General features: G+C 64.8%; 14 protein-coding genes. 7 read left to right on the top strand and 7 right to left on the bottom strand.

Annotation, left to right across the window (positions count from 1 at the left end; genetic code table 11):
- The 5 genes from ACILRA_RS10495 to ACILRA_RS10475 all read left to right on the top strand — a co-directional run.
- Positions 1-1,332: phosphatase PAP2 family protein (locus tag ACILRA_RS10495; RefSeq protein WP_395662048.1), on the top strand; the 1,332-nt coding region annotated here is incomplete at its 5' end.
- Between the two features lie 93 nt (positions 1,333-1,425).
- Positions 1,426-1,824, top strand: a complete 399-nt coding sequence (locus tag ACILRA_RS10490) for an NADH:ubiquinone oxidoreductase subunit NDUFA12 (RefSeq protein ID WP_395662047.1) — start codon at positions 1,426-1,428, stop codon at positions 1,822-1,824.
- Between the two features lie 64 nt (positions 1,825-1,888).
- Entirely contained in the window at positions 1,889-2,371 is a 483-nt protein-coding gene (mlaD, locus tag ACILRA_RS10485; RefSeq protein ID WP_395662046.1) for an outer membrane lipid asymmetry maintenance protein MlaD, read from the top strand.
- Positions 2,371-3,135: a class I SAM-dependent methyltransferase gene (locus ACILRA_RS10480; RefSeq protein WP_395662049.1), complete on the top strand. Its 765-nt coding sequence runs from the start codon at positions 2,371-2,373 to the stop codon at positions 3,133-3,135. The genes mlaD and ACILRA_RS10480 overlap by 1 nt, the downstream gene beginning before the upstream one ends.
- Positions 3,132-3,590, top strand: coding sequence for a DUF2155 domain-containing protein (locus ACILRA_RS10475; RefSeq protein ID WP_395662045.1), 459 nt, complete (start codon positions 3,132-3,134; stop codon positions 3,588-3,590). The genes ACILRA_RS10480 and ACILRA_RS10475 overlap by 4 nt, the downstream gene beginning before the upstream one ends.
- A gap of 226 nt (positions 3,591-3,816) precedes the next feature.
- Here ACILRA_RS10475 and aat read toward each other — a convergent pair whose 3' ends face one another.
- The 7 genes from aat to ACILRA_RS10440 form a co-directional block, all read right to left on the bottom strand.
- Entirely contained in the window at positions 3,817-4,518 is a 702-nt protein-coding gene (gene aat / locus ACILRA_RS10470) for a leucyl/phenylalanyl-tRNA--protein transferase (protein ID WP_395662044.1), read from the bottom strand.
- A complete protein-coding gene (gene accC, locus ACILRA_RS10465) occupies positions 4,475-5,818 on the bottom strand; it encodes an acetyl-CoA carboxylase biotin carboxylase subunit (RefSeq protein WP_395662043.1) in 1,344 nt (447 codons plus the stop codon). The genes aat and accC overlap by 44 nt, the downstream gene beginning before the upstream one ends.
- A gap of 6 nt (positions 5,819-5,824) precedes the next feature.
- Positions 5,825-6,331 (bottom strand): acetyl-CoA carboxylase biotin carboxyl carrier protein, encoded by a 507-nt coding sequence (gene accB / locus ACILRA_RS10460; protein WP_395662042.1) that lies wholly within the window; start codon positions 6,329-6,331, stop codon positions 5,825-5,827.
- 3 nt (positions 6,332-6,334) lie between these two features.
- The gene (gene aroQ / locus ACILRA_RS10455) at positions 6,335-6,784 is read right to left on the bottom strand and encodes a type II 3-dehydroquinate dehydratase (RefSeq protein ID WP_395662041.1); all 450 of its coding nucleotides are present in this window, start codon (positions 6,782-6,784) and stop codon (positions 6,335-6,337) included.
- A gap of 80 nt (positions 6,785-6,864) precedes the next feature.
- Entirely contained in the window at positions 6,865-7,623 is a 759-nt protein-coding gene (locus ACILRA_RS10450; protein WP_395662040.1) for a DsbA family protein, read from the bottom strand.
- A gap of 59 nt (positions 7,624-7,682) precedes the next feature.
- Positions 7,683-9,068: a M48 family metalloprotease gene (locus tag ACILRA_RS10445; protein ID WP_395662039.1), complete on the bottom strand. Its 1,386-nt coding sequence runs from the start codon at positions 9,066-9,068 to the stop codon at positions 7,683-7,685.
- Between the two features lie 68 nt (positions 9,069-9,136).
- The gene (locus ACILRA_RS10440) at positions 9,137-9,562 is read right to left on the bottom strand and encodes a hypothetical protein (protein ID WP_395662038.1); all 426 of its coding nucleotides are present in this window, start codon (positions 9,560-9,562) and stop codon (positions 9,137-9,139) included.
- Positions 9,563-9,828: 266 nt separating this feature from the next.
- Here ACILRA_RS10440 and ACILRA_RS10435 point away from each other — a divergent pair, with 266 nt between their 5' ends.
- On the top strand, positions 9,829-12,357 hold the full coding sequence (locus tag ACILRA_RS10435) for a response regulator (RefSeq protein WP_395662037.1): 2,529 nt from the start codon (positions 9,829-9,831) through the stop codon (positions 12,355-12,357).
- A gap of 351 nt (positions 12,358-12,708) precedes the next feature.
- Entirely contained in the window at positions 12,709-13,782 is a 1,074-nt protein-coding gene (recA, locus tag ACILRA_RS10430) for a recombinase RecA (RefSeq protein WP_395662036.1), read from the top strand.
- The last annotated feature ends 172 nt before the right edge of the window (positions 13,783-13,954 follow it).

The raw sequence follows: 13,954 nt of genomic DNA, 5'->3' as shown, positions 1-13,954 counted from the left end.
TTTGCCCGGGCCGTCGCGCCCGAGAACCCGCGCTCCGTCGCGATCGTGCTGTTCGCCGCCATCGCGGTTGCAGGCGTGATCGGGCTTCTCAACCTTGGCTTCCGGGCCGCAACGGGCGATGCCGTCTCCAACATCGATCTCTCGGCCGCCACGCTGATGCGCGAGACGCGCAACGCGCCCGCCGACGCGATCATGACAGTGATCACCATGATGGGTGACACACCCGTGATGCTGGCGCTGGCTGCCACCATGCTGGGCTGGCTCGTCTGGCACAAGGCCTACCGCGCGGCCTGGGCGGCGGGATTCGTCATCGTCGCGGCAAAGCTCTTCGAGATGGCCATGAAGGCCGGCATCCAGCGCGCCAGGCCCAGCGAACTCAACTACGTGGGCCCGGAGATCTTCTCCTTCCCGTCCGGGCACGCCACCATGTCGACCGTGATCTTCGGCATCCTGGCCGTGCTGGTGAGCCATTCCATGGGCCGCTGGGGCAGGGCGCTGGTCTATGCCATCTGCGCCGTCGTGGTGGTGATGATCGCCTATTCGCGCATCTATCTCGGCGCCCACTGGCTGTCTGACGTGCTCGCGGGCCTGCTGTTCGGCACGGTGATGATGGCAGCCTTCGGTGTCGCGATCGAGGCCATCCCGCCGCGCCGGATCAAGCCCGTGGGTCTGTTCGCCTCCGCACTCGGCGTGTTTGTCCTCGCAGGCGGCCTGCATGTGGCAACAGGGCTTACCCGCGCCCATGAACTCTATACCATGCCGCAACGTCAGATGCTGGTACCGCTCAGCCAGTGGTTGGGTGCCGAGTGGGAGACGCTTCCCGTGCGCCGCATCGATCTTGCGGGCAAGCCGGAAGAGGTCTTCATTGCCCAGTACGCGGGCGATCTTGACCGTTTCGCGCAATCGCTCGCCGGCGGCGGCTGGAGCGTGGTGCCGCCCTGGGGCTGGCGGGAAAGCCTGCCCTATCTCAACCCTGACGCAACACTGGCCGAATTGCCACCGCGTCCGGCGCTGCATGAAGGGCTGCAGTCCAAACTCACACTCACCCGCAAGGTGGAGGGCGATCCGGATGCGCGCGAGGTTCTGCGACTCTACAAGACGGATGTGGCAGCGGCCGAAGGCAGCCTGACGAAGCCCGTCTATCTCGTGAGCCTCACACGGGAAGTGCGCAGCAACGGGCTGAAGCTCTATTCCATTCCCGCATTGGCGCCCGCTTCGCCTGAGGACGTTGCGGAATTGCGCAGCGCATGGGCCAGTGCCACGGGCCTCAGCGTCCTTGTCAGCCGTGAGCGCGACGGAATTGCCAAGGACCTGATCGCCGCCGCGCCGTGAGTGGCAATTCGGCACTGGACGCAGGCCGCCCCATCCGCCATATTCCGCCGCGTTTTCAGGGGGCTTCACGCCCCGCGCAATGGACGAATCGGCATGTCATTCCTGAAGCAGCTTTTCACCTGGTGGAACGGCCAGACACTGAACACCCGGTTCTATACCTGGCGTCACGGCCAATATGTCGGCTCCGACGAGTCCGGCAACCGGTACTTCCGCGCGAAATCCGCGTTGCCCCAGTCCATCAAGGAGCGGCGCTGGGTCATCTACAACGGCTATTCCGAAGCCTCTTCCATTCCCCCCGGCTGGCACGGATGGATTCATCACCGCACCGATGTGACGCCTGGCCAGGAAGACTACCATCCGGCGGAATGGCAGAAGCCCCATCGCCCCAACCAGACCGGCACGCCCATGGCGTATCGCCCGAAGGGTTCGATCCTGGCAGGCTCCACGCCCGCCCCGCGCGCGGCGGACTATTCCGCCTGGCGGCCGGAGTAAGCCCGCCATATTTTGGCTGGGGTCTGTTCCTAGATCCTGCCCGCAATGAACAGGAGAGGCGGCCTTGAAGAACTCGACGGTTGAGACGCTGATCGGCACCGCGGTCGTCGCGATTGCTGCGGCGTTCTTCATCTATGCCTACCAGGCCTCCGAGCGTGGCGGCACCGCAGGCAGCTACCGCGTCAGCGCGGAGTTTGACAACGCGGAGGGCGTCAGCATCGGGACGGATGTGCGGGTGGCGGGCGTCAAGGTCGGCTCGGTCGTGGACTTCACGCTCAATCCGGAAAACTTCCAGGCCAATGTCAAGATGGAGCTCGACCCCAAGGTCCAGCTCACCGAGGATGCATCCGCCAAGGTCACGGCCGAAGGCCTTCTCGGATCGAAGTTCATCTCCCTCGAGCAAGGTGGCGCGGAGACCATGCTCGCCGAGGGCGGCGTGATCTCCAACACCCAGGGCGCGGTCGACATCTGGTCGCTGATCAGCCAGGCGATGTTCGAGAACAAGGGCGGCGCCTCCGGCGGCGCTGCGGACACCCAGACGCCGTGATGACCACTCAGGCCGATCCGCGCCGCCAGGTGTGGTCAGCGGGCTCCTATGACACCCATGCCCGCTTCGTCTCCGATCTCGCCTCCGGCGTCGTCGGCTGGCTGGAGTCGCAGGCAGGCGAACGCATCCTCGACCTTGGCTGTGGCGACGGTGTCCTGACGGCGGAACTCACCGCGGCAGGCGCGCAAGTGGTGGGCGTCGATTCCAGCGAGGATTTCATCACGGCGGCGCGCGGCCGCGGCATCGATGCGCGCCTGATGGACGGGCAGGCGCTGGACTTCACCGCCGAATTCGACGCCGTGTTCTCCAACGCCGCCCTGCATTGGATGACGGATGCCGATGGCGTGGTGCGTGGCGTTGCGCGCGCGTTGAAGCCTGGCGGCCGCTTCGTGGCCGAGTTCGGCGGGCACGGAAACGTGGCCGCCATCGTCACCGCCTTGTGCGCTGTCGCAGCCCGGCGCGGCGGCGATGCCGGTCTTGCCCATCCCTGGTACTTCCCAGCCGTCGCGCCTTACCAGGCGCTGCTCGAGCGCCATGGCTTCACCGTGAAGCGGATCGCGCTCATCCCGCGCCCGGTGGTGCTGAAGACCGGCATGGCAGAGTGGCTCATGCTGTTTCGCAAGCCCTTCTTCGCGCAGTTCGGGGCGGACGCGGACAGCGCGCTTTCGGAAACTGTCGAACTGCTTCGCCCAGCACTCTGCGACGCGGACGGGAACTGGACAGCAGACTATGTGAGGCTGCGGGTGGAAGCGGTGAAGCCATGAGGCGCGCCAGCCTTGCCCTTGCGCTGATGCTCGCCGCAGCGCCACAGGCCCTGGCAGAGGCTGAGCGGATGAACAACCCCATCGCCGTCTTCGCAGGCCTCGACAAAATTACCGGCGTCACGACCACATTCGAAATCCCGATCGGAGAGGAACGCCGCTTCGGCACCCTCATTGTGAAGCCCAATGCCTGCTTCACGCGGCCCCTCACGGCGGAGCCGAAGACCACGAGCTTCGTAGAAGTCGACCAGGTGGAGGTCGAGAAAACCCGTAGGCGCATTTTTGCCGGCTGGATGTTCGCGGAAAGCCCCGGCCTCAACGCCGTCGAACACGCCATCTACGACGTCTGGCTCACCGGCTGCCGCGATCCCAACGCTCCGCCCCCTGTTGTCGAAGTGCTTCCCGATCTCTCCACGCTGCAGGAGCAGATCGGCGAAGGCGAGGAAGTGGCGGATTAGCGAGGGTTCCAACCAGGTTGAATCACCTGGTCGAAAAGAACTCGCGGAAGATCGATTCCTTGAGCATGATCTTGTCGCAAAAGTGGTTTCCACTTTTGTGCATCATGCTCTGGAGCGGCGGACGGTCACTTGAGATCAACTCCCAGCTTTCGCTGGGGTGACGGGAAGAATGGAGTGCAAATACCCCAGTGATCTCAACTGACAGCCCGCCGCTCTCGCGCGTGTCTCAGCGGCGCATGCCCGCCCATGCGAGCACTGCCTCGGGCTCCGCATCCTGGTCGAAGGCGAAAAAATCGGCTTCGAGCGACAGCAGCGGCTCCATCATCTGATGGTAGCGGGTCTTGGGCATCTGGACGGCGCCCAGGCGCTCGAGATGGGGATTGACGAATTGCGCATCGAGCAGCTTGAAGCCACCGAAGTTGAGCCGGGCCACGAGGTGGACGAGCGCCACTTTGCTGGCGTCGGTCACGCGCGAGAACATGCTTTCACCGAAGAACACCGCCCCGATCCGGACGCCATAGAGCCCACCCACCAGCGTGCCCTCCTGCCAGCATTCAACGCTGTGGCAGCAGCCCATGCGGTGGAGCTGGGAATAGAGCGCCACGATGCGGGCGTTGATCCAAGTCGAGTTGCGGCCCGGCGCGCGCGCGGCGCACTGGGCGATCACGGCTGGAAAATCATGGTCGATCTTGATCTCGAACGGCCTGCGCCGCACGCATTTGCGCAGCGAATGAGAGATCTTCAGTCCGTCGAGCGGGATGATGCCGCGCTCCTCCGGCTCAACCCAGTAGAGCGCATTGTCCTCTGCGCTCTCCGCCATCGGGAAGATCCCCGCCGCATAGGCACGGAGCAGGATCTGCGGCGTGATGGTGCTCATTGCGGCGTCAGGCCTGGCGGGCGAGATAGTTCTCCAGCCAGTGAATGTCATAGTGGCCGTCGATGATGTCGGGCTCGGCCAGGAGCTGCTGGAACAGCGGAATGGTGGTCTCTATGCCCTCGATCACGAATTCGCTGAGCGCGCGCCTGAGCCGCATCATGCATTCGGTGCGGGTCTTTCCCGAGACGATCAGCTTGCCGATCAGGCTGTCGTAATAGGGCGGAATGCGGTAGCCGGCATAAAGTGCCGAGTCGACGCGGCAGCCGAGCCCGCCTGGAAAATGCACCGCGTCCACGCGGCCGGGGGAGGGGGCGAAGGTCCTCGGGTTCTCCGCGTTGATGCGGCATTCGATGGCATGGCCGGAGAAGGTGATATCCTCCTGGGCATAGGGAAGATCGCCACCTGCAGCGACGCGCAGTTGCTCCTGCACCAGGTCGAGGCCGGTGATCGCCTCCGTCACCGGATGCTCCACCTGGAGTCTCGTATTCATCTCGATGAAGAAGAACTCGCCATTCTCGTAGAGGAACTCGATGGTTCCCACACCCTCATAGCCGAGTTTCCGCATGGCTTGCGCCACGCGTCCGCCGATCTCGTCGCGCTGGTGGGCGTTGAGGGCGGGTGAATGCGCCTCTTCCCAGATCTTCTGGTGGCGGCGCTGCAGCGAGCAGTCGCGTTCGCCCAGGTGCACGGCGCGGCCCTTGCCGTCGCCCAGTACCTGGATCTCGATGTGGCGCGGCTTCTCGAGGTATTTCTCGATATAGACCTCGCCATTGCCGAAGGCCGCCTTGGCCTCCGACTGGGCGGTGCTCATGGCGAGTTCGAGGTCGGCCTCGGTCCGCGCCACTTTCATGCCGCGCCCACCACCGCCCGCTGTGGCCTTGATGATCACGGGATAGCCGATCTGCCGCGCGACGCGCTTGCCCTCGTCAATGTCCCCGATGCCGCCTTCGGAGCCCGGAACCACGGGAATGCCGAGTTCCTTCGCGGTGAGCTTGGCGGTGATCTTGTCGCCCATGATGCGGATGTGTTCCGCCGACGGGCCGATGAATTTGAGGCCGTGCTCCGTCAGGATGTCGGCGAAGCGGGCGTTCTCCGAGAGGAAGCCGTAGCCGGGGTGCACGGCTTCTGCCCCGGTGATCTCGCAGGCAGCGACGATCGCGGGGATGTTGAGGTAGCTGTCGCGCGCGGGCGGCGGGCCGATGCACACGCTCTCGTCGGCGAGGCGGACATGCATGGCGTCAGCGTCCGCCGTCGAATGCACGGCCACGGTCTGGATGCCGAGCTCGCGGCAGGCGCGCAGTACGCGGAGCGCGATTTCACCCCGGTTTGCGATGAGGACCTTGTCGAACATCCCCGCCTACTCGATCGCCACGAGGGGCTCGCCGTATTCGACGGGCCGGCCGTTATCGACGAAGATCTGCGTGACCTTTCCCGCGCGCGGCGCGTGGATCTGGTTCATGGTCTTCATCGCCTCGATGATGAGCAGCGTCTGGCCTTCCTTTACGGTGGAGCCAACTTCGATGAAGTTGGAGGCGCCGGGCGATGGCGCGAGGTAGACCGTGCCCACCATCGGCGACTTGACGGTGCCCGGATGATCGCCGGCCGCCTTTGCCGGGGCAGCCTCGGCCGCAGCCGGAGCGGCATGGACATGCGCGGAGGGGGCAGGATGTGGCGCCGCGACGGTAGCGACTGCCGTCACCGTCTTGGCCACGCGCACCTTGGTGCCCTTGCGGTCAAGCTCGATTTCGGTGAGGCCGGTGCCGTTCAGGATGGCGGCGAGGCTCGCGATCAGGTCGAGGTCGGGGTCTTTGACCGCGGGTTTCGCGGAGGCGGGCCGGGGCGCTGGTTTCTTGGACGGGGGCATTCGTCAAGCCTTCTTGTTTGCCGTGATCAGGGAATGGAGCGCGGAGATGGCGAGCACGTAGCTCTCGGGGCCGAAACCGCAGATCACCCCGTTCACCGCCGGTGCGATGAAGCTGTGGTGGCGGAAATCCTCGCGCTGGTGGACGTTGGACAGGTGAAGCTCGACCGCGGGAAGCTCCGCCGCCTTCAAGGCGTCATGCAGCGCGATCGATGTGTGGGTGTAGGCGCCGGCATTGAGGGCGATACCGCAGGCTTTCTCGCGCGCCTCCTGGATCCAGGAGACGAGTTCGCCCTCGATGTTGCTCTGGCGGAAGGTGATGGACAGGCCCAGGCCCGCGGCATGCGTGCGGCAGCGCGCCTCGATGTCGCCAAGCGTTGCCGCGCCATAGATCGCAGGCTCCCTGAGACCCAGCATGTTCAGGTTCGGTCCATTCAATACATAGACAGGCTTCATCGACCCTCAGGCGACTGTTCAGGATTTCCGCTGCTTATAGGCGGGAAGTGCGGCGGAAGGAAGCGGCGCAAGGACCGCCGTTAACAAAGCTTGCAACCGCCACCCTCGCGTACGGCCGCGATGGCGGCCATGAGGTCTGCCGCGGGGAGGTAGCCGGGTGTCAGCTGGGTATCGATGATGAAGGCGGGCGTACCGTTGACTGCCAGCGCCTGAGCAAGCGCCTGGTTGGCCTGGATCGCCTCAGCCACTTCGGGAAGCTCCATGTCGGCCTTGAGCTTTGCAACGTCCAGTCCCTGCGCCGCTGCGATTTCGTCGACCACGGCACTGGTGACCTTGCCTTCGTGGCTCAGCAACGCGGTGTGAAGTTCCCAGTACTTGCCCTGCTTCTTCGCCGCGATGGCGGCCCTGGCAGCATAGTCCGAGTCGCCACCGAAGATGGGGAATTCCTTCAGGACGACACGCAGGTTCTTGTCCTGCTCGATCAGGTTTACAACCTCGGGAAGGCCCTTCTTGCACCATCCGCAGTTGTAGTCGAAGAACTCCACGAGGGTCACGTCGCCATCGGGGTTGCCGGCCACATGGTCATGGGGCGAGCGGAAGATCGCATCGGCGTTGGCCGTCATTGCCGATTCGCGCTGCTCGGTTTCTGCCAGTTTCTGCTTCGCCTCAAGCTCACGGCTCACCTCCAGGAGAACCTCCGGATTGGCGAGCAGGTATTCGCGCACGATCCCGCCGATCTCCTGTTTTTGCGCGTCGGTGAAGCCGGTTTCTGCCGCCGCAGGAAGGACGAATGCGAAGAAAAACGCGGCGGCGGCCGTGAGCCGGGGGCGGAATGTCATGTGTCAGGGTTCCCTATTTATGTAGCGGGAGAATGCCGGACCGGAGGCCCGGCGTCCATTCAATCGCGGCTGGCAAAAGTCAAAACATCGTTAGCACGGGTCCACTCCGGCGTGCCCTTCTTGAACAGGTTCTGGGCGGATTTGGCCTTCTCCACCGCCAGCTTGCGGTCGCCCTGCAGAAGGGCTGCCTCGGCGGTGGCGAGTTCGGCGCGCGGAATGTCGCCGGTCTGGGCATAGGCCCGCGCCAGGAATTTGTAGGTCGCGGACGTCTGCCCCTCTGACTGCTGGGCCTGCCTCAGCAGCTTGATGGCGCGTTTGGAATTCTCCGCGCTGCCAGTGTCGATCAGCGCCTGGGCCATCATCATCTGGATCAGGCCATTCTTGGGCAGCAGCTTCAGCGCCTTCTCGAGCGGGGCCACGGCCTCGGCAGCGCGGCCGTTCTCAAGCAGGGCCTGGCCCTTCAGTTCCCAGAAATAGGGGTTCTCGGGCAACTCCGCCGTCAGGCTTTCCATAATCGGCAGGGAGTTCCGGATGTCGCCCTTGCGGAACATGGCGATGGCCCTTGCATAGCGCGCCGGCATCGACTGGTCGGAGGAGGGGTAGCGCTGCATCACGGCCTGCGGGCCGCTGGTGAAGCCCAAGAGCTTCGCCTGAACCAGTTCGTGGCGCAGGACCAGGGCGGGCGGGTCCTTGGTATCGTAGAACTTCGATTTCTTCGCCGCTTCCTCAAGGTTGCGGATGCGGTCCATCGGCATGGGGTGCGACATCACATAGGGGTCGGCGTTCTGAAGCGCTGCCATGGACTGGCGGCCGAGCTTTTCGAACAGCGTGATCATGCCCCGGCCAGACTGGCCGGTGGCAGTCAGGTAACGCAGCGCCGCCTGGTCGGCGGAGGCTTCCATGCCGCGCGCATAGGCGAGGAAGTTGCGCTGCGCGAGACCCTGCGAACCCATCATCACGCCCTGGCCCGCCTGGGCCGCTTCGGCACTGCCCGCAGCGATCCCGCCCGCAATCGCGGCAAGGCCGACAAGCATGCCGATGATCTGGGTGTAGCTCGCCGACTCGATCTCCACGCCCATGCGCGCGAGGTGGCCGCCGGCAATGTGGCCCGTCTCATGCGCCAGGACGCCAATCACCTCGTTGGGGGTGTCCGACTGCATCAGCAGCCCGGTATTGACGAAGATGCGCTGTCCGCCTGCCACGAACGCGTTAATGCGCTGGTCGTTGATGATATAGACCTTCACCGACTTCGGGTTGATGCCCGCGGCCTTGAAGATGGGGCGCGTGTAAAGACGCAAAAGTCCCTCGATCTCCGCATCGCGGATCAGGGGCAGGTTGCGCGCCTGGGCCTGCGCCTCGCCGGCGAAAAACCCCGCAAGAGCGGTGATCACCGCCATGACGCAGGCAACGGACCGGACGAAGGAAACCGACTTGAACATCATCATACCTTTCGCCCGGTCAATCGCGGGAGAATGAGGCGAGTTTGAGGCCCGGTCCGGACCGCGCGTCAGACTTATGGCTCCTCCCGGCTTGTCGTCTGTTGCATGGCATCAGCTGACCGACGCTGCGGCGGGCTGGCACCGGATTGATGGCGGTCGCTGAAGGAGGGCGCGCGCGGGGCGGGGCGGAAACTGGAAGGGTCGGGTGATATGGGCGAGGGCGTGTAGGCCGCAGCGATGGCGGCGGGGGTGATCGATTGCTCGATGACCAGGTCATGCGCGCCGCCGATCAGGATCAGGTGCTCCACATTGTCACGCCGCACCAGCACCAGCCGGCGCGACTTGTCGATCTCATGATATTCGCTGATTCCAAGGCGCTGGCCCCGGCGCCCGGCCATGCGCGGGCTCACCGCCCGCCACGTGAGCATCACCACGAGGAGCAACGCCAACACGACGAGGGAAGCCACGATCACTTGCATGTTCTGGCTCAGGAATTCCATCGGCAGCACCCCTTCGCTGGCTGGTAATGACCGCCTTCTGCAGCAGTTCTTGTCCCGGCCTCCCCAGGAGTGTCGAGAATGACGTTGGTGAAAAGCTTTGTAAAGCAGAGAACGCGGCAGCGGGAGCGTGTGCCCCGGCACGAACCCCCGGGTTTGCCCACCCCTGCGGCTGAACCGCGGAACGCGTGGCGGTGGACCGGCAACAAGGCGGGCGATGGCGCGGGCGGCGATTACCCTATACTGGCGATGATTCGGGGTGGGCAGACATGACGGAGAAGAGCGCGCCGGGCAGGGGCGAATTGGCGGTGCCTGCAGCGGCAGGCAACGGCCGCGGGCGCATTGCCGCCGTGCTGCTCTTGACCCTGATGGCTGCTGGCGCTGTGACCTATGCCGTGACGCAGGACGTGCCGGTCGATCCGCGCCTGGTGCTGTGGGGCGGGGCGGCGCTGGCGGCGATCGGGCTTTTGGCGCTGCTTGGCCTCCTCGCCGGGCTGCTTCGGCTGGGGCGCGGGGCTGGCGAACATGAATTCCTGCATGCCGTCAGCAATGCGATCGGCCACCCCATGGTGGTGGCCGACAGGAATGGCCGCGCCGTCCATGCCAATGCCGCCTACCGCGGGCTTGTGGCCCGGGCCGGCGGCGGCCGCCTCGTCGGCATGGACGTGCTGCTGACGCCCTATCCGGAGTTTTCCGCCGCCGTCTACCAGATCGCGCAGGGCTTGCGCGAGGGCCGCAGCGAAAGCCGCGAACTCCGCGTGGGGCCCGGATCTGCCGCGCCCTGTGCCGCGCCGGACAGGCCGGCTTGGATCAGGATTTCGGCCTGCGCCGCCGAGAACGGGCGCAGCGGCTACCGCCTGTGGCGGCTCGAGGACATCAGCGAGGACAGGGAAAGGCAGGAACAGGCCTTCTCACGTCTCCAGTTCATCATCAGCTATCTCGACAACGCGCCCGCGGGCTTCTTCTCCACCATGGCGGATGGGCGCGTCGACTACATCAACGCGACGCTCGCCCAGTGGCTGGGGATCGATCTCACCGAAGCGGAGGCCGCGAACCTGACGCTCGCGGGCCTTCTCGGCGAGCCCGCGGCGCGTCTGATTTCGGGCGTCGAGGTGAGGCCGGGAGGGTCCGTCACCGAGAGCTTCAGCATCGACCTTCCCAATGCGGTCACCGGCGGCCTGATCCCGGTGCAGCTGATACACCACGTGGAATTCGATGCGCAGGGACAGCCCGCGCCTTCGCGCACCGTGGTCATTCCCCGCAGCCTCACGGGTGCCGCCGCAGGGCGGGCGGAGATTTCCGCGCCGCGGCTGTCGCGGTTCATCAACAATGCGCCGATCGGCATCGCCGAGGTCGACAAGGAGGGCGGCATCCGCATGGCCAACGCCGCCTTCATCGGGCTGTCTCAGAAGGTGCGCCGCGGCGCGCAGCTCTCGGTGGCCATCGTGCAGAGCGAGCGTGCGGCTCTGCAGAGGACGCTCGAGGCCGCGCTCTCCGCCGAGGGCAGCCTGCACCAGATCGAAGCCAATGTGGAGGGCGAAAGCCCGCGCAACGTGCTGTTCACCTTCACCCGGCTGGCGGCGGAGGATGATACCGCCGTCGTCTTCGCGGTGGACAAGACCGAGAACAAGTCGCTCGAGGTGCAGCTGGCGCAAAGCCAGAAGCTTCTCGCCGTGGGCCAGCTCGCCTCTGGCATCGCGCATGACTTCAACAACGTGCTTACCCCCATCATCGGCTTTGCTGACCTTCTGCTGGCGAAAATGCGTCCGACCGACCCGGCCTTCGCGGATGTGATGAACATCAAACAGAACGCCAACCGCGCGGCGAACCTGGTGCGCCAGCTCCTTGCTTTCTCGCGCAAGCAGACCATGCAGCCCCGGGTGCATGTGCTGACGGAGGCGCTGTCCGACCTCGGCAACCTGCTGGGCCGCGTGCTGGGCGAGAAGGTGGAACTCAGGATCTCGCATGACCGGGAACTGGGGTTCGTACTCGTCGACATCCACCAGTTCGAGCAGGTGATCATCAACCTCGCTGTGAACGCGAGGGACGCGATGCCCAATGGCGGCACGCTGACGGTCAAGACCTACAATGTCTCCAGGGAGGCCTCCCACAGCATCGCGCCGCACCTCATGCCGCCGGGCGAATACGTGGCCTGCGAGGTGGAGGACACCGGAACCGGCATCCCCGAGCACATCCGCGAGAAGATCTGGGAGCCGTTCTTCTCGACCAAGGACGTGGGCAAGGGCACGGGCCTTGGCCTGTCCACCGTCTACGGCATCGTCAAGCAGACGGGCGGCTTCATCTTCTGCGACAGCGAGGTTGGCAAGGGCACCACCTTCCGGATCTATTTGCCGCGCTACTACCCGCAAACCGCCAGCGAGCCGGTTCCGGAGGAGAAGCCCGCGGAACCCGCAAAGCGCGACTATACCGGCAAGGAGCGCATCCTGCTGGTGGAGGACGAGGATGCGGTGCGGGCATTCGCGCTGCGCGCGCTGACCTCCCGCGGCTATACCGTTGTCGAGGCGGATTCGGGCGAAAGCGCCATGGAGCGGATTGAAATGGACGAGAAGGGTTTCGACCTCATCATCTCCGATGTGGTGATGCCCGAGATGGACGGACCCACATTGCTCCGTGAACTGAGGAAGCGCGGGATCGAGACGAAGTTCGTCTTTGTTTCGGGCTATCCCGGCGAGCAGTTCGAGCAGGATCTGGAGGGCTTTTCCGGCTTCTCCTTCATGCCGAAGCCGTTCTCGCTGAAGCAGCTCGTGGAGAAGGTAAAGGAAGCGATCGAGGGATAGCGCGCGTTCCGGCCAGGTGGACCCACCTGGTCGACAAGAACGCGCGCAAGGTCAGTTGCTTGAGCATGATCCGCCACCGCCGCCCTGGAAGCCGCGCTGGCGCAATCACGAAACTGACGGGACTTCGCGCCAGGCGGGAGTGTTCGGGGTTTTGGGCGTCCTCATCCGGGTGACGCCCTGCTGTTCCGGTATGTTCCAAATTTGTTTCGCGCGTTTACCATCTTTTCAAGGGCTTAAGGGGTTTCGTTTTTTTGCTTGAAATCCGAACGGAAATAGAACATATTTGGAACATCACCGGTTCGCACACAGCTGACGCCCCGGTGGACCCAGGCGGAATGAAGGAGTACACCGATGGCATCGCAGTCGAATCTTCGGGTCGTTGAGAGCAACATGGACAAGAGCAAGGCATTGGACGCGGCCCTGAGCCAGATCGAGCGGGCGTTCGGCAAGGGCTCCATCATGAAGCTCGGCGCCTCGTCGGCTCTCGAGATCGAGGCGATCTCGACGGGTTCCCTCGGGCTCGACATCGCACTCGGCATCGGCGGCCTGCCGAAGGGCCGCGTCATCGAGATTTATGGCCCTGAGTCCTCCGGCAAGACCACGCTGGCGCTGCAGACGATCGCCGAAGCCCAGAAGCGCGGCGGCATCTGCGCCTTCGTGGATGCCGAGCATGCGCTTGACCCGGTCTATGCCCGCAAGCTCGGCGTCAAGGTCGACGACCTCCTCATCTCCCAGCCCGATACGGGCGAACAGGCCCTCGAGATCGCCGACACGCTGGTGCGCTCTGGCGCCGTCGAGGTGCTGGTGATCGACTCGGTTGCGGCATTGACACCGCGCGCCGAACTGGAAGGCGAGATGGGCGACCAGCTGCCGGGCCTGCAGGCCCGTCTGATGAGCCAGGCGCTCAGGAAGCTGACGGGTTCGATTTCCAAGACCAACTGCATGGTCATCTTCATCAACCAGATCCGCATGAAGATCGGCGTGATGTTCGGTTCGCCCGAGACTACGACGGGCGGCAATGCGCTGAAGTTCTATGCTTCTGTCCGCCTCGACATTCGCCGTATCGGCGCCATCAAGGACCGCGACGAGGTGGTCGGCAACCAGACCCGCGTGAAGGTGGTCAAGAACAAGGTGGCCCCGCCCTTCAAGCAGGTCGAGTTCGACATCATGTATGGCGAAGGCATCTCCAAGGTTGGCGAATTGATCGACTTAGGCGTCACCGCGGGCGTGGTCGAGAAGTCCGGTTCGTGGTTCTCCTACAATGGCGAGCGCATCGGGCAGGGGCGTGAGAACGCCAAGACCTTCCTGCGCCAGAACCCCGACATGGCCAACGCCATCGAGTCCACCATCCGCTCCAACGCCGGCATACTGGCCGCCGCGCTGAGCCACGGTTCCGAGAAAGACGAAGCCGTCTCGGACGACTGAGGCCCGCTTTCCCCGCATTTCCCAGACTCCGGACGCTTTGCCCAAGGGCGTCCGGCAGCACCCGGTGTTGCCCCACACCGCTTGCCCAACGGCGCCCTCCGCTTCCCCACGGAGGGCGTTCGTGTGTTTGGCCCCAGCTTATTCCTCTCCCCCACGCATGTGGGGGAGAGGG

The organism is Aestuariivirga sp. (assembly GCF_044239095.1).
Taxonomy (GTDB): Bacteria; Pseudomonadota; Alphaproteobacteria; order Rhizobiales; family Aestuariivirgaceae; genus Aestuariivirga.
Note: the sequence above shows the minus strand (reverse complement) of the source record. Positions and strands in the feature narration are given on the sequence as shown.